The sequence below is a fragment of the Pseudomonas sp. P65(2024) genome (assembly GCF_057480955.1).
On the sequence record NZ_JBLIYX010000003.1, the window covers coordinates 114,409 to 135,013 of the forward strand.

Consider the following 20,605-nt stretch of genomic DNA (forward strand, 5'->3'; position numbering starts at 1 on the left):
CTACAACGAGCCTGATTGCAGCACATCCTTGGCCCAGGGCCGGTAGCGCAGTGCGAACACAGCCTCGGCGTGGCAGCCTCCGCTCAGCGCCGGCTGCGCCGGTTCGGCGCGGAACGGTTGCCCAGGCGGGCTGACCTGGCGAAACGCCTCGCGCACGATACCCACCTGGCAGGGCAGGGCCTGTTCATAGCCCTGGCGCACGAGTGGCGGCAGGCGACCGGTGCCGGCACCATCCTGCCACCACACGTTCAGGCCAAGGTTCGCCAGTTGCTCCAGCCACGCACCACTGACCCGTGGCGACAGCTGGCCGGCGCTGAAGGCACTGATATGCAAGGGCTTGTCCAATTGCCGATTGAACGCCTGCAATTGTGTGTAGAGCGCATCGCGCCTGGCCGCATCGCTAAAGTGCAGGTCGTCCAGCTCCAGCGGCAGGTACCAGCCGGACACCGGCAGCGCCCAGTCGGTCTTGAGCTGCTGGTATTGGGTGAGGGAGCGGCCCAACTGCGACTTGAGGTAGCTGTTCAGGCCTTCACCGTCGAGCTGTTCGAGCCGCTGGTAGTAGGCCGGATCCATGTACAGCCCCAGCACCAGCTCCAGCCCCTGGGCATGCGCCTCGCGCAGGCTGCCGGCAAGCCAGCCGTGGGCGCCGCCGAAGTCGCTGTCGCCGTAGGCGCTCCACTGCACGATCAGGGTCGTGCCACCCTGGGCCCTGGTGGCGCGCCACAGTTGTTGCCACTGGGCTGGCGTGACGTTCGCATCACGGTTGAGCGGCTGGTAGAACAGGCGCTCGTCGGCAAGGGTCGGCAGGCACAGGGCGAGCAGGCAGAGAGCCAGAAAGGTACGCATCAGAAATTCATCTCCACACCCAGCAGCACGCCGTTGGCGCGCTCGTAGAGGTTGCCGCCCAGCGCCTGCTGGTACTCGGCGCGTACTTTCAGCGAGCCACGGTAGGCGTTGTAGCGGTCGTCGTCGAACCACCACTGCCAGCGCAGGCCGACCCCGGCGCGGGCGTCCTGGCGCCAGTCGTTGCTTGGGTCCTGGCTTGAGAACTCGAGGAAGCCATAGGGCATGATCGTCTGCGGCGACCGGCTTGGCAGTTTCCAGGCATGGCCCTGCTGGAAGCGCGACAGCCAGGCATGATCGCCCGCCCGGGTCCACCAGGCGGCGTCGAGGTAGAGGAAGCGCTCGTCCCAGTCGTCTTCGTCGATGCGCCAGTCATTGCGGTACCGGCCCTGGTCGAGGAACGAGGCGGTGGCACGCAGCAGCAGGTCGTTGCTCGATTCGGCGTTGTGGCGCAGGTCGCCCCAGTTGCCGCCGACCTTGGCCGGGCTTAGCAGCTCGCCCAGGCTCAGGCCGCTGTAGTGCGTGCTGTCGATCTGGCGCTGGTGGTAGAGCTCGGCGTACAGGTTGAGGTTGGCCTGTCCGAGCGGCTTGTAGCGCAGGCCGACGCCGGTGCCCATGCTCTGGGCGTAGTCGGTGCGGCTCTGGCCACCGAACAGCACGCGGCCATAGACCGACAGGGTGCTGCCGTTGCGGCTGGGCTCCTCGCCCAGGGCGTGGTCCCACATCGCCAGCTGCACGTTCTGCGATTGTGCCCGGCGGGAGCTGCCGGCGCGCGCGCCGTTGTCGAGAAACCTATCGTTGGTCGAGGTACCGGCTGGCGACCAGGTACTGGCCAGGGTGATGCTGTCGCGGCGCGACAGGGCTTCATGGGCACGGCGCTGGCGATACTTGCGCGCCTCCAGGCTGCCGTACTCGTCGTCGCCGTCGACCAGGTTGCGCTCCACGTCCAGCACCCGGCGCAACTCGCGGCGGGCCGAGGCGCTGTCCTCGGCCTCGTCGTAGCGCAGGGCCAGGGTCTCGCCCAGGCGGTAGTCCTCGGGGAAGTCGCGGGTGGCGCGCTCCAGATAGGGGATGGACTGGCGCCGTTGCTGCTTGTCCGTCGAGCCGGCCAGGCGCATGCCGTAGTCGGCGCGGTAGCGCGGCTGATCCGGCGCCAGGCGCACGGCCTCGGCCAGCCAGGCGGTGCTCTGGGGGCTGTCGCCGGCCTGCTGGGCGGTGCTGGCGGCGGCGTAGTAGTGATCGGCGCGCGGGGTGTGGCGCAGGGCTTCGCGCTGGAAGGCCAGGGCCTGCTGGGCGTCGCCCTGGCGTTGGGCGATGGCCGCGCCCAGGGCCCAGTCGTCGGCGTTGCGGTGCGCGGCCGCGTCCCAGTGGCGGCGGGCGGCGTCGGCATCGCCGGCGTTCAAGGCACCCCGCGCCGCGGTCAGGCGAGCATTGTCGGTCCAGGCGTCGGCCGGCAGGCTGTTCCAGATCGGCAGCGCTGCTTCGGCATCGCCCGAGGCCTCCAGCGCGTAGGCCAGGGGCAGGCGGCTGGCGGTGTCGCCCAGGCGTTCGGCGGCCTGGTAGTAGACCACGGCTTCGCCGGGCCGGTCGGGCATGGCGCAGCGGCCCAGGGCGCGATACTGCCCGGCTTCGCTCGGGTTGGCCGGGATCGCCTTGCGCACCGCGTTGCACTGGCCGGCCTCGGCCAGGCGGGCGAGCAACTGGCCGCGGGTGGCGGCATCGACTCGCGGCACCAGGGCGAGCATGCGCGGGGTGTCCAGCGGACCGTCGTTGCGCGCATAGAGGTTGCCCAGGCGTTGCAGCAGCGAGGGCGTCAATCGGCCCTGGCGGCGGTCGTAGGCGTTCTCCAGCAACTGCCGGGCGTGCTCGGTCTGGCCTCGCTCGAGCAGCATGAACGTGGCTTGCTCCAGCGCCGCGAGGTCGCCGGTCTGGCGGTAGCGTTGTTCCCACTGAGCCGCCGTGCGTGGTTGCGGCGGCTGCGCAGGGTCGCCATACAGGCGTTGCTTGAGAATGGCATAGCTGCGCGGATTGTCGCGGGCCTCGCACTGGCCGAGCTGCTCGCGGGCCAGCTTCAGGTCCTTGTGCGACAGCCAGTCGACGGTCTCCAGGCACGGGCGCTGCAATTCATTGCTCAACTGGCGCACCAGCGCCGCATCGTCGCCCTCGCGGGCCAGTTCCCAGAGTTGCCGGCGCTGTTCGGGATGCTGCAGTTGATCGGTGGGCAGGCTCTGCAGCCAACGCTCGGCCTGCTGGTTGTGGCCCATGGCGATGGCGCGGTTGGCCATGGCCAGGCGGGCATGGGTCGCCGCCTCCTGGGAAGGCGCGCTGGCCAGCAGTTTGTTCAGGCCCTTTTCATCGACCTGCTGGATATAGGCGTTGGCCAGGCGCTGCCAGTCCTGCGGCGGCAATTCGCTCTTTTCGGCCAGGGGTTGCAACTGGTCGATGGTCTCGCCCCAGTTGCGCAGTTGCTCGGCGAAGTTGGCCCGGGTCATGCGCAGCACCATGCCGTCGTCGCGCACCGGCAACTGGTTGAGCCATTCCAGGGCCTTGGCCGCGCCACCGAACTTGGCCAGGCTGACGCTGTAGGCTTGCCACAGGCGCACCCGCTGCTGGCCCTGGCTGTCGGCCAGCCACGCCTCAACCTGGCTCTGCGCGGGCGGGTCCTGCTCGATCCAGGTCAGGCGCAGTTCGAGCAGGGCGTCGGCGTGCTCGGGGTTGTCGTCGAGGTCCTCGGCGATGGCCTCGGCTTCCTTGTAGCGACGCTGGTGGGCCAGGGCCTCGGCCAGCAGGGCGCGTGCCTCGTTGTTGTTGGGCACGCGCCCCAGCACGTGGCGGGTCAGGCGCTCGACCTCCGCCCAGTTGTCCTTCTGCGCCTCCCGGTAGCCACGCTCCATGAACGGGTAGCTGGTGAAACGCTGGAAGTCGGTCATCGGCTTGGTCGGCGCGGCCAGGGTGGAAGAGCACAGCAGCAGGCTGGCGAGGGTCAGGGAAAGACGGGGCGTCATGCCACCTCCCGGGTCAGATCATAGGCGGCCTGCTGTTCGCTGGCCTGCTCGGCGAGGGCTTGCTGCAGCACCTCTTCGGTAATGATGCCGCGGGCGATCAGGTGCTCGCCCAGGCTCTGCTGCTCGGGGTTGAAGTCGATCAGCGCCTGGTTGAACAGGGTCACCGGCACCATGCCGCGCACCTGCAGTAGCGTGCCGAGCATCACCTGGTGGATGCCGACCTGCTCCAGCAGGGTGGCGTCGTCCTGATGGCGCTCGAGCACCGCGAGCATTTCGCGGGTCTCGGGCTTTTGCCAGGGGCTTGGGTAGTGGTAGCGCAGGCCCAGGGTGACCCGCCCTTGCGGCGCCAGGCGGGCGCGTACCGGGCGCTTGAGCTGGCGACTGATCACGCCCAGCGAAACCTGGCTGACCGGACTCTCGCTGGCCAGCACCAGGGTGTCGCCGTCCTCGTCCACCGGCAGCACGCCGTAGTGGGTGGCGAGCTTGCGCGGCAGCTTGGCGATCAACGCAGGTTCAATCTTGAATGGATTCAGCGGCGCCCAGGGCAGGTCCAGCTGTTCAGCCAGGGTCTCGACCAGTTGCTCGCTGCTCAGCCAGCCGTGCAGCAGCAACTCGCGACCCAGGCGCCGACGGACCGGGCTGGTGATGGCCTGCTCCAGCTGGGTTTGGCTGATCAAGCCTTTCTCCACCAGGCGCTGGCCCAGCGGCGTGCGCGCAGGCGCGGCGAGGGCGGGGAACTCGTGGGTGGTCTTGTCCCAGGCCACCCGCCGCGAATCGCCCATTTCCATCACCTGGCGCAGGGCGCGCAGGTTGGCGAAGAAGTTGACGAAGTTGCTCCACATCATCCGCGGCGCCGACAGCAGGCCCTCGAAGATGCCGTAGTAGCGGGTGACGAACCAGAAACGCTGGAACAGGCGGTTGAACAGCAGCAGGCCGTTGAGCCACAGCAGTGTGCTCAGCAGCTTGCTGTCGCTGAGAATCGACATGAAGCGCCACGACTCCGGCGCGATCACCGTCACCAGCCACATCGCCAGCAGCACCAGCAGCAACAGGTTGACCAAAAAGCTCAGCAGGTAGGCGAACAGCCCGCGGCGGTCGCGCCAGAGGAAGTAGTTGAGCGCCCCCTTGCGGCTCCAGCCGAGGTTGCTGGTGCCCTGGAACACGATGCCGACGATCCACCGCGATTTTTGCCGGATGGCGTGCTGCCAGTCCCGCGGGAAGTGCTCGCGCACGCAGATCACCTGGGCGAATTCGCGGCTCATGCCGAGACGCCAGTCCTGCTTGAGGGCCAGCGCCGGGTCGGTGATGGAGTAGCGGGCGAAGATGCACTTCATGCCCTTCTGCTTGAGACGAAAACCAATGTCGTAGTCCTCGGTCAGGCTCTGCACATCGAAGGCGATGCCGTCGCCGTCCTCGAGCAGGGCGCTGATCGCCCGGCGGCTGAAGCAGGTGCCGACCCCGGCGCTGGGCACCTGGCCGGTGAGCGCTTCGCGCACGATGACGTCCTTGCCGTGGTTCTCGGCGAACTCGTCGACATAGTGGCCGGCGGTGAAGCCTTTCCATTCCGGGGCGTAGGGGTACACCGGAATCTGGATCATGTCCTTGTTCGGCAGCAGGTAGTTGAACAGGCGCAGTTCCATCGGCGAGATGACGTCCTCGGCGTCATGCAGGATGAAACCGGCGAACTCGATGCGCGCGTCCTGCTGGAAGCGCAGGATGGCGTCGATGATGTTGTTCAGGCAGTCGGCCTTGCTGGTCGGGCCGGGGCGGGCGCAGACCACCTTGTGAACGTTTGGGTAGTGCAGGCAGACGGCGTCGACGTCGGCCTGGGTCTGCGGGTCGTTGGGGTAGGTGCCGACGAAGATCTGGTAGTTCTCGTAGTCGATGGTCGAGGCCGCCAGGCGCGCCATCTCGCCGACCACGCCGACCTCGTTCCAGGCCGGCACCATGATCGCGAGGGGCTTTTCCGGCACCTCGAACAGGCGTTTCTCGTCGGCCTTGTCGAACTTGTCGTAGATCCGAAAGCGCCGGATCAGCGTGCGTCCCCAGTAGCACAGGTCGATGAACAGGTCGTCCAGGCCGAGCACGAACATCAGTGTCGCCAGGATGATGGCGAGGATCTTCAGGCCGAACAGGACATAGGTGAGGAAGTCGATGAAAGCCAGGCTCATGCGTTGTCCCGCGCGGCGGATTGCTCGGCGAACCAGCGGCTCAGGCGTTCGGCGATGCGCTCGCTGGCGTGGCCGTCGCCGAAGGGGGTGAACACCTGCGCCATGCGCGCGTAGGCCGCCGGGTCGTCGAGCAATTGGCTGGTCTCGTGGACGATGCGCTCGGTCAGGGTGCCGACCAGCTTGACCGTGCCACCCTTGAGCACGGCGGGGCGCTCGGTGACCTTGCGCAGCACCAGCACCGGCTTGCCCAGGGCTGGCGCCTCTTCCTGCACGCCGCCGGAGTCGGTGAGGATGATATGGGCGCGGTTCATCAGCCAGACGAAGTGCGGGTAGTCCTGGGGGGCGACCAGGTGGATGTTGTCGCGCCCGGATAGCACGCTGTACACCGCGTGCTGCACCTGCGGGTTGAGGTGAACGGGGTAGAGGAACTGCACGTCCGGGTAGCGCAAGGCCAGTTCGGCCAGGGCCAGGCAGATGCGTTCGAAGCCGCTGCCGAAGTTCTCCCGGCGGTGGCCGGTGATCAGCACCATGCGCTGGTCGTCGCGCAGCACCTTGAGCGGGGATTCGGGGGCGGGGCGCCAGTTATCGCGGTGCAGCTTGTCGCGCATCCACAGCAGGGCGTCGATCACTGTGTTGCCGGTGACCTCGATATGCTCGGGCGGCACGCCTTCGCGGATCAGGTTGGCGTCGGAGTCGCGGGTGGGGGTGAAGTGCAGGTCGGCGAGCACGCCGGTCAAGCGCCGGTTGGCTTCCTCGGGCCAGGGCTGCTGCAGGTTGCCGGTACGCAGGCCAGCCTCGACATGGCCGATGGGTATATGCCGGTGGAAGGCCGCCAGCGAGGCTATGAAGCTGGTGGTGGTGTCGCCGTGGACCAGCACGATATCGGGCTTGACCTGCTCGTAGGCGCGGTCGAGCTTGTCCAGCAGGTCGCGGGACAGGCCGTTGAGGGTCTGGTTCTGGGTCATCACCTGCAGGTCCTGATCGACCGTGAGGCCGAAGGCGGTGAGGACCTGTTCGAGCATTTCGCGGTGCTGGCCGGTGGAGCAGATATGCAGGTCGACCTCGGGCCAGTCGCGCAGGACGCGGGCCAGCGGGGCCATCTTGATCGCTTCGGGGCGGGTACCGAATACCATCATCACGGTGTAAGCCATCGTGTAGTTCCTCGTTCGATTCCCTGGACGAAGTTGTACGACGTGTCGCCGCTTGCCAGTCATAGATACAAGCAGTCGATCACGGGGTTGTCCAATGCGCGGCCTGCGCCGGACGGTGCGCTGCAGGCGCTTGCGGAAGTGCCATGGAGGCGGGGGTCGTGTCGGCACTGTCGAGGCCGAACGCCAGGGAGGGTTGGTGCGGAAACGTTTATGCTAGTTTTTCTTGATTGAACGGTCAGTCAATAAAGTATTTCCGGCTTTTTCTTACAGCCTTCTTCTTGTAGTTTTGTAGGTCTTTTCTTCAGGGAGTAGAACATGCAAGGCAAGGCGCGCAAGGTCGTCCAGGCCATCCTGTACGAGGCCATCGCCGTGGCCTGCGTGGCGCCGGCGCTGGAGCTGGCGTTTGGCGCCGGCATGGCCCAGTCCACCGTGCTGTCGATCCTCATGTCGGGCATCGCCATGAGCTGGAACATGGCCTACAACTGGGCGTTCGAGCGCTGGGAGGCGCGCCAGCGCCAGCGCAGCCGCACCTTCCTGCGGCGTCTGCTGCATGCCCTGGGCTTCGAGGGCGGGCTGGTGCTGATCCTGCTGCCGCTGGTGGCGTACTGGCTGGACATCGGGCTGTGGGCGGCGCTGGTGACCAACCTGGCGTTGTTCGTGTTCTTCTTCGTCTATGCGTTCGTGTTCCAGTGGGGGTTCGACAAGGTCTTCGATGTGCCGGTATCGGCGCAGGAAGCGGCCAAGGGGTGCTGATATCGGGGCTTTTCCCACAAGTCACCGGGTTCCCCTTAGCCCCACGCATCGCCAATAATCTACGTTCAACCATGCCAGACCCGCACCGATGCCGCGTCCGATCATCCTGCCGCTCGCCGAGAACTACCGCCATGGCGAGCACATCGCGCCGCACTGTCATGACCGCGCCCAGTTGATCCACGCGATCAGTGGCGTGGTCACGGTCAGTGCCCGCGAAGGCTGCTGGGTGGTCCCCCCGGGGCGTGGAGTGTGGGTGCCAGCGGCGGTCGAGCACGAGCTGCGCATGGCCGGCGTCGTGCGCATGCGTACCTTGTTCGTCGAACCCAACGCGCGCCCGGACCTGCCGCGCCAGTGCCAGGTGATCGAGATCTCGCCGCTGTTGCGCGAGCTGATCATCCGCGCCATGGACATCGCCCCCGACCATCCGGCCCAGGGCCGCGAGGCGCGGATCATGCAACTGATCCTCGACGAACTGCGCGTGCTGCCGGTATTCGCCCTGCATGTGCCCAGTCCGCATTCGGCGCACCTGCAAGGCCTGTGCGAGGCCCTGCGCCAGGCACTGTCCGAGGACTGGAGCCTGGCCCGTGCCGCGGCCCACAGCGGCCTCAACCCGCGCACCTTGACCCGTGCCTTCCAGCGCGAGACCGGCCTGAGCCTGGTGCAATGGCTGCGGCGCATGCGCCTGCTTGCAAGCCTGGATGCCCTGGCGGCCGGGCAGTCGGTGCTGGAGGTGGCGCTGGACCTGGGCTATGACAGCCCCAGTGCCTTCAGCGCGATGTTCCGCCGCACCCTCGGGGTATCGCCGTCGGTCTACTTCGGCAGGGCCGTGGAGCGCTGGTAGGCCAGCCCCGGCGTCTCGTCCCAGCCGCCACCCAAGGCCGTGAACAGGTTCACCTCGGCGAGCAACTGCGCCAGACGGTCGCTGATCAGGCCCTGCTGGGCGCTGAACAGCGAGCGCTGGGCGTCGAGGAAAGTCAGGCTGCTGTCGATACCGGTGCGGTAGCGGTTCTCGGCCAGGTCGTGGTAGCGCTGGCTGGCTTCGACCAGGTCGCGCTGGGCCCGCAATTGCTGTTGATAGGTGCTGCGCGCCGCCAGGCCGTCGGCCACTTCCTGGAAGGCGGTCTGGATCGACTTCTCGTACCGCGCCACCTGCATGTCCTTCTGCAACGTGGCGTAATCGAGACTGGCACGCAGGCTGCCGGCGTTGAACAGCGGCAGGTTGACCTGCGGCTGGAACAGCCAGGTGCCAGTGCCGGCGTCGAACAGGTCGGCCAGCTCGCGGCTGCTGCTGCCGGCGTTGGCGGTCAGGCTGATGCTCGGGAAGAACGCTGCCCGCGCCGCGCCGATATTGGCGTTGGCGGCCTGCAGCTGGTACTCGGCTTGACGGATGTCCGGGCGGCGCTGCAGCAGGTCGGCGGGCAGGCCGGCGGGGACCCTGGCAATCTGTTCGTCGGCCAGCGGCAATGCCGGCAGGTGTTCGTCGATCTGCGTGCCGACCAGGCGCTGCAACTGGTTGAAGTCCTGGGCGGCCAAGCGGGTGTAGCGCGCCACGGCGGCGCGGGTGCTGTCGACGCGGGTGGTGGCCTGGATCTGGTCGAGCGCCGACAGCGTGCCGGTGCGGCGTTGACGCTGGGTCAGGCGCAGGCTCTTTTCGTCGGCTTGCAGGGTCTGGCGCGACAGGGCCAGCAATTCCTGGTCGGCACGCCAGGTCAGATAGGCGCCGGCGACGCTGCTGAGCAGGCTGAGCTCGGCGCCACGCCGGGCCTCGTCGGTGGCCAGGTAGCTGAGCAGCGCCTGGTCGCTGAGGCTGCGCAATCGACCGAACAGGTCCAGTTCATAGGCGCTGATGCCAACGGTGGCCGATTGCTGGGTACTGATCATGCCTTCGCCGCCGGTGCGCCGCCGTGGCAGGTACTGGCGTGTGCCCTGGGCGTTGGCCGCGATCTTCGGCAGCAGCTCGGCGCGCTGGATGCGGTACTGGGCGCGGTAGGCCTCGGCGTTGAGCACGGCCACGCGCAGGTCGCGGTTGTTGGCCAGCGCGGTGTCGAGCAACTGGCGCAGCACCGGGTCTTGGAACACCCCGCGCCAGTCGCCGGTCAGGTCCGTGGCGGGTGGCCCGCCCCGGTAGGCGACGCCCGTGGGGTACTGCTCGGCGCTGGGCGAAGGTGGGCGCTGGTAGTCGGGGGCGAGGCTGCAACCGGTCAGAACGAGAGCAAGCAAGGGCAGGGCGATTCGCGGCATGACAGGGTCTCTGGGGTCAGGTGCCGGCCATCCAGCGGGCCAGGCCATGGCGCCCGCTGACGCCGAGCTTGGCGGTGGCGCGTTTCAGGTAGGTCTCGATCGAGCTGTTCTTCACATTCAAGCGCTGGGCCATCTGCGGCACGGTGGCTCCGGTGAGCAGGCCGATGCACACTTCCTGCTCGCGGGTGGACAGGCGGATTGCCTCCTGCTCCAGGCGCTCGGTGAAGACCTGGCGCAGCGAGCCGGCCTCATCCGCCTGCACGCTGCCCGGACGACGCTGGGCCGTCTGCAGGAACAGCTGGGCATGGTGCTCGACCAGTGGCAGCAGGGTGTCGGACAGGCGCTTGAGCAGCGACAGTTCGGCCAGGGAGAACATCCGCTCGCTGCGCTGGCGATGGCAGCAGATGACCCAGCGCCGGTCGCCGCTGCGCGACACCAGGTTGCACTGGTGCACGGGGGCGTTTATCTGGATCAGCAAGGGGTCTTCCATGCGCATGATGCTTTGCAGCAGGGGATGGCGCAGCTGCGCTTGCGCGGGCGTCGCCTCGGGCAGGCCGGCGCTGCCCAGCACCTTGACCTGGCGGATGTTGGCCTGGTCGCTGTCAAGGGTCCACTCGCTGAGGTCGAGCCGATGGATCGGCACCTGGTCGTCGATAAGCTGGAACATCTGTTCGGCGAAGGTGGCATCGCCGGTGCTGGCAACCAGTGCCCCCAATTGCAGGTACAGGTGCGGGTCGTGGCGGTGTTCGAGGCTGTCGATCAGCTTCATGTCGTCGTCTTCCTTGATCCGGTAACGCGGTGGGTCTCGCGGTCGAGTCCTCTCTGTGGTGGGGCTTGGCGCTATTGAATAGCAGGCTCCGAGCCTGCGTCTGTAGCGGAAAGCGGGGACAGGAAATGTCAAATTATCCGACAAGAAAAGTCGGCATTTCCGTGGGCTCATGCAGCCTAAATTGACGGATTGTCGGACAATTGGCGCCAGAAACCGGCCAGATCGCCGGCGATTGCCCCGTCGGTTGGCGGGGGTAGGCAGGTACCGGCTGCCGACTATCGTCAATTTCCTACAAAAGTTTCAGCGGACTTAGGCGGAGCAATAAGGGACTGGCCAATGTCCGGGTTTGGGGGGCCATACAGGGCGCGGGGTGGGTGCTTGAATCCGCGGACGATCCCGTTTCAAGGAAGACCCGCCCATGCCTGTCGCCGATAGCTTCCCCCTGACCTGCGCCCAGCGCGACATCTGGCTGGACCAGATCAGCCACGGTGACTCGCCGCTCTACAACGTCGGTGGGTATCTGGCATTCGACGGCGCCGTGAACAGTGGTCTGCTGCGGCGCGCGCTGGCGCATCTGGTCGCGCTCCACGACGGGTTGCGCACGGTGCTGGTGCGCGAGGCGGGGGACGATGGCATCGCTCGCCAGCGCTTTGTGGCCGGCTTACAGGTGCCGCTGGACGAGCACGACCTGCGCGGGCAGGCCGAGCCGTTCGCCGCTGCGCAACGTCTGGCCAAGACCTTGCTGCAACAGCCCTTCGCCCTTGAAACCGGACCGTTGCTGCGCATGGCATTGCTGCATGTGGATGCCGGGCGCAGCCTGCTGATGTTGCAGGCCCATCACCTGATCCTCGACGGCTGGGGCCTGGAGCAGTTGCTCCACCAGCTGGGCCAGTACTACGGTCTGCTTGAGCAGGGCCTGGCACTGCCGGACACGGCCCCGTCCTACCGAACATTCATCGAGGATGACCTGGCCTACCAGGGATCGGCCCGTCAGCAGCGCGATCTTGCCTATTGGCTAGGCCGTTACCCACAACTACCGGATGCGCTGCTGCAGCCCAAGGAACAGGCCCTGCCGCCAGGTGCCACGCCCAGCCATGCGCTGGAGCGCAGTTTCGACGGCGACCTGCTGGCGCGCATGCGGCAGCTGGCCGACGAGCTGCAGGGATCGGTCGCCCATGTGCTGCTGGCGGCCTTGCACGTGTGCTGTGCCCGGGCCTGGCAGCGGGACGACTGGGTCGTCGGCCTGCCGGTGCGTAACCGTGGCAATGCGCGGGCCAAGGCGACCCTGGGCATGTTCGTCCAGGTCAATGCCTTGCGCATGGACTTCGGTCGGCAGTTGAGCTTCGCCGAACTGGTGCGCGGTATCGGCGATGCCCTGCGGCGCGACCTGCGTCACCAGCGCCTGCCGCTCAGCGAGCTCAACCGGGTGCTGGGGCTATCCCGGGAGGCCCGTGGGCAATTGTTCGAGATCACCGTGTCCTACGAGGAAGAGGGCCATGACCTGCGCTATGGCAGCCTCGGCGCCCACAGCGTGAAGGTATGCAACGATCACGAGCCGACGCCGCTGTCGATCTACCTGCGCAGCAACCCGCACAATGGCAAGGCCTGGCTGCACCTGGTACATAACCAGGCCTGGCTGGCCCCCGAAGAGGTCGAGGTGTTCACTGCGCGCCTGCTGCATGTGCTGGCCCAGGGGCTGGCGCGGCCGCAGGCGGGCATCGACGACTACGACCTGCTGTTGCCTGACGAGCAGCAGCGCCTGCGCCTGTGGAATGCCACCGCCAGCGCAGCCCAAGGCCCGGCCCTGATCCATCGGCGCATCGAGGCCCAGGCCGCGCTGCGCGCCGAGGCGACGGCCGCCGTGCACGAGGGGCGCCACCTGAGTTATGCCGAGCTGAACAACCGCGCCAACCAGCTGGCCACCCAACTGCTGGCCCTGGGCGTGGTGCCGGAGCAACGGGTGGCCGTGGTCGCCCGCCGTGGCCTGGACACCCTGGTCGGCCTGCTGGCGGTACTCAAGGCCGGCGCCGCCTATGTGCCGATCGATCCGGCGCACCCGGACGAGCGCCTGCGCTACCTGCTCGACGATTGTGCGCCGAAGGTGGTGCTGACCCAGTCCGGCCTGCGCGAGCGTCTGCCAGCCATCGAGGTGGCGGTGATCGAACTGGACCGCCTGCCACTGCCCGCGACGGCGTTCGCCGACCTCGAGGTGCCGGGGCTGTCGGGTTCTAGCCTGGTCTATGTGATCTACACCTCCGGCTCGACCGGTCAGCCCAAGGGCGTGATGATCGAGCACCGCATGCTCGCCAACCTGGTCGACTGGCACTGCGAAGCCTTCGATCTCCACCCTGGCAGCGCAACCTCCAGCCTGGCCGGTTTCGGCTTCGATGCCATGGCCTGGGAGATCTGGCCGGCTTTGTGCGCTGGCGCCACCCTGCACCTGGCACCGGTGGGCGAGGGCGGCGAGGACATCGACGCGCTGCTGCGCTGGTGGCGCGCCCAGCCGCTGCAGGTCAGCTTCCTGCCCACGCCGGTGGCCGAGCACGCCTTCGCCCAGGGCGCGCCACATCCGACTCTGCGCACCTTGCTGGTCGGCGGCGATCGCCTGCGCCGGCTGGCCCGAGAGCGTGGCTGCCAGATCATCAATAACTACGGGCCGACCGAGGCCACGGTAGTGGCCAGCGCGGGCGAGGTGCGCCCGGGCCAGGTGCTGCACATTGGCGCGCCGGTGGCCAACACCCGGCTGTACGTGCTCGATGCCCAGGGACGGCAACTGCCGATAGGTGCTGTCGGTGAGCTGCACATCGGCGGCGCGGGAGTCGCCCGCGGCTATCTGAACCGCCCCGAACTGACTGCCGAGCGCTTCCTCGACGACCCGTTCACCCTGCAGCATGGCGCCCGGATGTACCGCACGGGTGACCTAGTGCGCTGGTTGCCCGACGGTACCCTGGAGTACCTTGGGCGTAGCGACGACCAAGTGAAGATACGCGGCGTACGGGTCGAACTGGGCGAGATCGAGAGCGCGCTGGCCAGTCATCCAGCCGTGCGCGAGGCGCTGGTGCTGCTGCGCGACGGCCAACTGGTGGCCTGGTACCTTGGCGAACAGCCGTCGACCCCGTTGCAGTTGCACGAGCACCTGCGCAGCCGCCTGCCGGCCGCCTTGCTGCCGAGCGCTTATGTGGCGATGGCGGCCTGGCCGTTGACCGCCAATGGCAAGCTTGACCGCCGCGCGTTGCCCGCGCCGGGCAACGAGGCCACGGTACGGCGCGCCCACGAGCCGCCCCGAGGCGAGCTTGAACAGCGCCTGGCCGCGCTGTGGGCCGAGTTGCTGGAGGTGGAGCAGGTCGGACGGCACGATCATTTCTTTGAACTGGGCGGTCATTCGCTGCTGGCGGTGCGCTTGATCGAGCGCATGCGTCAGGCGGGGTTGCAGGTCGATGCCCAGGTCCTCTTTGGCCAACCGACCCTGGCGAGCCTGGCCGCGTCGCTTGACGGCGCCCCCGTGCACTCGGTGGCGGCCAATCGCGTGGCCCCGGGTTGCCAGCGGATCACCCCAGAAATGCTGGCCCTGACCCACCTCGACCAGGCCGACATCGACCGCATCGTCGACAGGGTGCCGGGCGGGGCGGCCAATGTGCAGGAAATCTACCCGCTGGCACCGCTGCAGGAGGGGCTGCTGTATCACCACCTCACCGAAGACCGTGATCCGTACCAGCAACAGGCGCTGTTCGCCTTCGCCAGCCAGGCTGCGCTGGAGGCGTTCAACCGCGCCTTGGCCGGGGTCATCGAGCGTCACGACATCCTGCGTACCAGCCTGGCTTGGGAAGGCTTGGCGCAGCCGCAGCAAGTGGTGTGGCGCCAGGCCTGGTTGCCGTTGAGGGTGCTTGCGTCCGGTCCGGGCGACGCGGCCACCCGGCTGCGCGAAGAGAACCTGCGGCTGGACCTGCGCCAGGCGCCGATGATGGCTCTGGCCTGCGTCGAGGACAGCGCGCGGCAGCGCTGGCTGGGGCTGCTGCACTTCCACCATCTGGTCAACGACGCCGTATCGGTGAAGGTGCTGCTGGCCGAACTGGCGGTACTGATGGCGAACGAAGGGCATACATTGCCCAGGCCGGTGCCCTACCGCAATTACGTTGCCATGAGCCGCGACGAGGCTCGGCAGGCGGGCCATGAAGTGTTCCTGCGCGAAGCACTGGCCGGGGTGGAGGCGCCGCCGAGGCTGGCCGGCATGGGCGAGGGGATCCAGACCCGTGTCGAGACCTGCGTCCTGACCGTTCCTGAGGACCTGGCCCTGGCCCTGCGCCAGCGCGTGCGCCAATACGACGTCGGCCTCGGTAGCCTGATGCACCTGGCCTGGGCCCAGGTGCTGGGGACCTTGGGTGGTCGCGACGAGGTGGTGTTCGGCACCGTGCTGCTGGGGCGGGTGATGGCGGGCGAGGGCGCCGACCGGGCATTGGGCATGTTCATCAACAGCCTGCCGCTGCGGGTGTCGCTGGCGGGTCGCGACGTGGGCCAGGCGCTGGTCGGAATCCATGGCCAGCTGGCGGCGCTGCTCAGGCACGAGGACGCGCCGCTGGTGCTGGCCCAGCGCTGCAGTGGCCTGCCCGCCGGCGTGGCACTGTTCGACAGCCTGCTCAACTACCGGCATGGCGCCGCGCACGACGCCGAAGCGTTGCCCGGGGTGACCCTGCTCGATGCCAGCGAGGTGCACAGTCACGCCCTGGTGTTGACCGTGGACGAGCAGGGCGACAGCCTGCGCCTGAGTGTGCGGGCACCTTGCGAGTTGGGTGCCGGACGGGTGCTAGGGTTTGTTTCCTGCGCCCTGCAGGCGCTGGCTGCCGCCCTGCTCAGCGAAGCCCCGGTGGCGCTCGAGGCGCTGCCGACCCTGCCGGAAACGGAGCGTGTGTATCTGCTGGAAACCCTCAACAGCACCGAGGTTGCGCTGGATCCCGCGTATCCGCACCTGCCGGCGCTGTTCGCCGCTCAGGTGCGACGCACGCCGGATGCCGTGGCGCTGCAGAGTGAAGACGCGCAGCTCACCTACCGCGAGCTCGACGCCCAGGCCAATCGCCTGGCCCATCACTTGATCGGCCTTGGCGTGCGGCCCGACAGCCGGGTAGCGGTGTGCCTGGAGCGGGGCGCCTCGCTGATCGTCGGCCTGCTCGGCGTGCTCAAGGCCGGTGGCGCCTATGTGCCGCTGGACCCCGGCTACCCCGACGAACGCCTGCACTACATGCTGGCCGACAGCGCGCCCCTGGCACTGCTGGTGCACGGAGCCACCCGTGGCCTGTTCGAGGGTCAGTCGACACCGCTGGTGGATCTGGATCACGGTGACTGGCAGGTGCACGGCGACCATGCGCCGGAGCTGCCGGAACTGGGTGGCGGGCACCTGGCCTATGTCATGTACACCTCGGGCTCGACTGGCACGCCGAAAGGTGTGATGGTCGAGCACCGCGGGCTGTGCAACCTGATGCGCTGGGGCAGCGACCTGTGCCCGCCGCGGGCCGACGACGCGCTGCTGCAGCGGGCGCCGTTCAGCTTCGACGGTTCGGTGTGGGAGTTGTTCTGGCCACTGTGCGCGGGCTTGCGCCTGGTGCTGGCCCGCCCCGACGGTCACCGCGATCCGGCTTACCTGGTGCAGCTTGTCCAGTCGCGCAGGGTGACCACCGTCAAGTTCGTTCCGGCCCTGCTGCAAGCGTTTCTCGACACCCCGGGCGTGGAGCGTTGCAGCAGCCTGCGCGATGTCTTCTGTGGTGGCGGCGAGCTGACGCTGGCGCTGGCGCAACGGGTGCGCCAGGCCTTGCCCCAGGTGCGCTTGCACAATGTCTATGGCCCCACCGAAGCTACCGTGGACAGCACCGCCTGGACCTTGGAGCCGCAGCAGCCGTTGCCCGTCGCCGCCCCGCCGATCGGGCGGGCGATCGGCAACACGCGTCTGTACGTGCTCGATGCCCATGACCGTCCGGTGCCTGTGGGTTGTGCCGGCGAACTGCACATCGGCGGCATCGGTGTGGCCCGCGGCTACCTGGGCTTGCCGGCGTTGCAGGCCGAGCGCTTCATCGCCAGTCCGTTCGTGGCCGGCGACCGCCTGTACCGAACCGGCGACCTGGTGCGCTATCGCGCCGATGGTGAGCTGGAGTTTCTCGGTCGCAACGACTTCCAGGTCAAGCTCAACGGCCTGCGCATCGAGCCGGGCGAGATCGAGGCGCTGTTGGCGGCTCATCCGGACCTTGGCCAGGTGGTGGTGCTGGTTCGCGAGGAGCGCCTGGTGGCTTATGCCAGCTGTCGCGACGGCCATGGCGCGCCGACGCTGGAAGCGCTGCGTGCCTACCTGCTGGCGCGACTGCCGGCCTACATGGTGCCCTCGGCCTATGTGCTGCTGGCCGAGTTGCCGCTGAGCCCCAATGGCAAGGTCGATCGCCGCGCTTTGCCGGCGCCGGGCGTGGAGGCGGTGATCAGTCGGGCCTATGAGGCGCCCCGTGACGAGCTGGAGCATACGCTGGCGCAGATCTGGACCGAAGTGCTGAAGATCGAGCAGGTCGGCCGCGACGACAACTTCTTCGAGCTGGGTGGGCACTCGCTGTTGGCGGTCAGCCTGGTGGCGCGCATGCGCCAGGCCGGGCTGCATGCCGATGCGCGCCTGTTGTTCAGTCAGCCGACCTTGGCGGGCCTGGCGGCCAACACGCGCCGCGGGCAGGAACAGGTGGCGATTGCGCAGACCACGATTCCAGCGCTCAAGGGCAGGCGGCGGATCTGACCGGTTGGGGCCGCTACTTCGGCGAAATGCGATAGACGCAGCGCCGATCCCCTGAAATCAGGTGTTCGCAACGCTCCACCAGCCCCTGCTCGCCGATCGCCGCCTGGAATACCTGCAGCTCGCTGCGGCAGAACCCCTGGCAGCGGGTGGCGGCGATGCAGATCGGGCAGTGGTTCTCGACGATCAGCCAGTCGTTGCCGTCGGCCTGCATTTCGGCCATGTAGCCGGCGCGCTCGCGCAGCTGCACGAGGATGCGCACCTTGTCCTCCAGGCTTTGGCCATCGGCGCAGGCCTGCTGGTACTCACGGCTGTTGCTGTCTTCCATGCGGCTGATCAGGCGGTCGACCCCGTCGCTGCCGAACACCTGCTCGACGCTCTCGATCAGTTGCAGGGTCAGCACGCTGTGGGAGTCGGGGAAGCGGCGCTGGGCCGTGGCGGTCAGTGCCCATTTCTGCGAAGGGCGCCCGGCGCCCTTGGCCGGCACGCTGATGCCGCTGACCAGGTCGGCCGCCTGCAGTTTCTGCACTTGCTGGCGAGTGGCTTCGAAGGTGATGGCGAGCAGCTGGGCCAGGTCGGCGGTCTTGAGCGGCCCGCGGGTCTTGAGCAGGAACAGGATGCGGTCGGCGGTGCAGTTGGTATCAACGGTGGTCGAGGTCATGGAGCGCTGGAAACCGGGCGTGAATGAACGGATCGGGCACTCTCCTGGGCCATCCTTTGCGCAGGCAAGTGGGCGAAGGATAGCCCGGATTCGTGGTGATTTGTGCAAGAAGAACGATTATCGAATATAAAATTTATATGCGATAAAAATATAAAAGGTATTAGTTGTATTTATTGAGTCCGCGGCTAAGCTGAACTGCGGAGCCTGTGCTTGCCGGTCCCAGGGAGGGGTGCGTGCACGTCCATCGACACCTTGCTGGCAAATGCCGGGCATGGGCTCACCCACAATAACTCGACAGGGATGTGAGTGCATGAATGCCCAGAAACCCGTGACCATCTATGAACACGCCGACGCGCTGAACAGCCTGCAAGGCGTGGTCGACCTGGTGAAGCTTTCCGACCAGTACCGCCAGTCCGCGATCCTGCATTCGGCGCTGGCCCAGCGTGTGTTCGATCACACCCGCCAGCCGGTCAGCGCCCAGGCCCTGAGCGATGCGCTGGGTTGGGTGCCGAACAAGGGCCGCATCTTCCTCAACGCGCTGGTGGCCATGGGCCTGTTGAAGCGCACCGCCCAAGGTTTCGAGAACCTGCCGCTGAGCCAGCGTTTCCTGGTCAGCGACAGCGCCGAGTTCATCGGCCCGATCATCGACCACCAGCGCCTGCAGTGGCAAAACTGGCCGCGCCTGGACGAAGTGCTGCGCAGCCGCACCTCGCTGGATTTCCAGCAGGAAAACCGCTTCAAGCACGACCTGGCGGCCCGCGACGCCTTCAACGATGCCATGGTCCGTTTCAGCCAGCCCATGGTTGATGTGCTGCGTGACCTGCCGCTGTTCGACAAGGCCCGTCGGGTGATCGACCTGGCCGGTGGCCACGGCACCTACCTGGCCGAGATCGCCAGCCGAAATCCGCAGGTCAAGGGCGAGGTCTGGGACCTTGAGCCCACCCGCGAGGCCGCCGCGGCCACCTTCGCCAAGTACCGTCTTGACGACCGCCTGGGCTTCCATGCCCGCAACCTGCTGGACCTGGCGCAGTACCAGGGCGAGCGGGCCGACGTGGTGATGCTCAACGACTGCCTGCACTATTTCACCCGCGAGCAGGTGCGTACCCTGATCGCCGGCGCTGCCGGCATGGTCGAGGGCGACGGCGCGCTGCTGGTGCTGAGCATGGCCCTGGAGGATGACGAGATCCACCCGGCGCTGTCGGCCGACTTCTCCCTGCACATGATGCTCAACACGGTCAACGGCGAGCTGCATCCGACCCGCTACCTGATCGACAGCATGGCGTCGGCGGGGTTGAGCGTGGAGCAGGAGCCGATCGGCCGCTACACCCTGCTGATCGGACGGAGGGCTGCCTGATGCTGCGCTTGTTGGCATTGCATGCCGCGCCGCTTGGCGACGCGGCGGCCCAGGCCCTGGACAGCTTGGGCAGCGCCGCGGCGGCGGCAGGTTTCAGCCTGCAGGTCAGCCAGAAGCCGGCCGGCCAGGGACCGGTGGACGCAGTCTGCCTGCTGCTCGACAGCGCCACGCCACCGGTTGCGTTGAACACGTTGCTCAATGAGGCCAGCGGGCTGTGTCGCAACACCGCGCTGGTGCTGGTCCGCGTGCAGGGTGCACTGGCACAGTTGCCGCCCGCCAGCGGCGTGATCGCCCAGTGGCAGCAGGCGAGCCAGGGCTTTCTCTATCCGTACTCGCTGGATATCGGCGCCGGGCAGGCGCCGGAGCTGGCGATCAAGGACTGGCTGGCGGGCTTCGCCAAGTTCGCGGCCGCGACCAAGCTGTGGCGTTCGCTCGACAGCCTGGGCCTGGACGAAGCGGCGCGGGCCGCGCAGCGCCCCGAGCTGAACCACATCAATATCCTCACCCGCGACCTGGAAGCCTCCAAGGCGTTCTACAGCGACATCCTCGGCGCCAACTACTGCTACAACCTGGGGCCGCGCAAGGCCGTGATGGAGCTCAACGGCTTCGACTTCTTCATCGAGCAGAGCGAGTCGTTCAGCTACCCGACCGGCTACCACATCGGTGTGCGGGCACTGCCCGGGGATGTGCGGCGCATCGCCGAGCAGGTCACCGCTGCCGGCACCATCAAGCTGGTCAAGGGCAACGGCCCGGCGCCGGGCTACCACCATGGGCCGGACAACGTGCGCAGCGCCGTCTACTTCGAGGACCCGGATGGCCTGGTGATCGAGGTCTACAGCGCCGAAGTGGAGATGATCGAAAGCAACCCTCGGTTGCTCCTCGACCGCCTCTGACCCCACGTCG

The 20,605-nt window shown here is 67.5% G+C and carries 12 protein-coding genes; 5 read left to right on the top strand and 7 right to left on the bottom strand.

Going from position 1 to position 20,605, the window contains the following annotated elements; all coding sequences use genetic code 11:
• The 4 genes from AC25MA_RS05875 to wecB are packed head-to-tail and all read right to left on the bottom strand — an operon-like array spanning position 1 to position 7,170.
• Entirely contained in the window at positions 1-846 is an 846-nt protein-coding gene (locus tag AC25MA_RS05875; RefSeq protein WP_186597108.1) for a DUF4434 family protein, read from the bottom strand.
• The gene (locus tag AC25MA_RS05880; protein ID WP_486971871.1) at positions 846-3,848 is read right to left on the bottom strand and encodes a phage receptor; all 3,003 of its coding nucleotides are present in this window, start codon (positions 3,846-3,848) and stop codon (positions 846-848) included. Before AC25MA_RS05880 ends, AC25MA_RS05875 begins: the two co-directional genes overlap by 1 nt.
• Positions 3,845-6,019, bottom strand: a complete 2,175-nt coding sequence (gene nfrB / locus AC25MA_RS05885) for a cyclic di-3',5'-guanylate-activated glycosyltransferase NfrB (protein ID WP_186597112.1) — start codon at positions 6,017-6,019, stop codon at positions 3,845-3,847. The genes AC25MA_RS05880 and nfrB overlap by 4 nt, the downstream gene beginning before the upstream one ends.
• Positions 6,016-7,170 (bottom strand): non-hydrolyzing UDP-N-acetylglucosamine 2-epimerase, encoded by a 1,155-nt coding sequence (gene wecB / locus AC25MA_RS05890; RefSeq protein WP_028691697.1) that lies wholly within the window; start codon positions 7,168-7,170, stop codon positions 6,016-6,018. Before wecB ends, nfrB begins: the two co-directional genes overlap by 4 nt.
• Positions 7,171-7,485: 315 nt before the next feature.
• Between wecB and AC25MA_RS05895 the strand changes: the two genes are divergently transcribed.
• Together AC25MA_RS05895 and AC25MA_RS05900 are read left to right on the top strand one after the other, a co-directional pair.
• Complete coding sequence (locus AC25MA_RS05895; RefSeq protein ID WP_028691696.1) at positions 7,486-7,923, top strand: PACE efflux transporter; 438 nt, start codon at positions 7,486-7,488, stop codon at positions 7,921-7,923.
• Positions 7,924-8,011: 88 nt separating this feature from the next.
• On the top strand, positions 8,012-8,764 hold the full coding sequence (locus AC25MA_RS05900) for an AraC family transcriptional regulator (RefSeq protein WP_062360817.1): 753 nt from the start codon (positions 8,012-8,014) through the stop codon (positions 8,762-8,764).
• On the opposite strand, the gene AC25MA_RS05905 is transcribed toward AC25MA_RS05900, so the two are convergent.
• Together AC25MA_RS05905 and AC25MA_RS05910 are read right to left on the bottom strand one after the other, a co-directional pair.
• Positions 8,734-10,164: an efflux transporter outer membrane subunit gene (locus tag AC25MA_RS05905; RefSeq protein ID WP_062360815.1), complete on the bottom strand. Its 1,431-nt coding sequence runs from the start codon at positions 10,162-10,164 to the stop codon at positions 8,734-8,736. The two genes, AC25MA_RS05900 and AC25MA_RS05905, sit on opposite strands and share 31 nt — an antisense overlap.
• A 16-nt stretch (positions 10,165-10,180) precedes the next feature.
• The gene (locus AC25MA_RS05910) at positions 10,181-10,933 is read right to left on the bottom strand and encodes a helix-turn-helix transcriptional regulator (protein ID WP_028691693.1); all 753 of its coding nucleotides are present in this window, start codon (positions 10,931-10,933) and stop codon (positions 10,181-10,183) included.
• Positions 10,934-11,351: 418 nt separating this feature from the next.
• Between AC25MA_RS05910 and AC25MA_RS05915 the strand changes: the two genes are divergently transcribed.
• Positions 11,352-17,690 carry an amino acid adenylation domain-containing protein gene (locus AC25MA_RS05915; protein ID WP_486971872.1) on the top strand — a complete coding sequence of 2,113 codons (6,339 nt, stop codon included), beginning with the start codon at positions 11,352-11,354 and terminating at the stop codon, positions 17,688-17,690.
• A 13-nt stretch (positions 17,691-17,703) separates the two neighbouring features.
• Here AC25MA_RS05915 and AC25MA_RS05920 read toward each other — a convergent pair whose 3' ends face one another.
• The gene (locus tag AC25MA_RS05920) at positions 17,704-18,348 is read right to left on the bottom strand and encodes a helix-turn-helix transcriptional regulator (RefSeq protein ID WP_028691691.1); all 645 of its coding nucleotides are present in this window, start codon (positions 18,346-18,348) and stop codon (positions 17,704-17,706) included.
• Positions 18,349-18,658: 310 nt separating this feature from the next.
• Here AC25MA_RS05920 and AC25MA_RS05925 point away from each other — a divergent pair, with 310 nt between their 5' ends.
• Both AC25MA_RS05925 and AC25MA_RS05930 read left to right on the top strand, forming a co-directional pair.
• Entirely contained in the window at positions 18,659-19,702 is a 1,044-nt protein-coding gene (locus tag AC25MA_RS05925; protein ID WP_028691690.1) for a methyltransferase, read from the top strand.
• Positions 19,702-20,595, top strand: a complete 894-nt coding sequence (locus AC25MA_RS05930) for a VOC family protein (protein WP_236248596.1) — start codon at positions 19,702-19,704, stop codon at positions 20,593-20,595. Before AC25MA_RS05925 ends, AC25MA_RS05930 begins: the two co-directional genes overlap by 1 nt.
• The last annotated feature ends 10 nt before the right edge of the window (positions 20,596-20,605 follow it).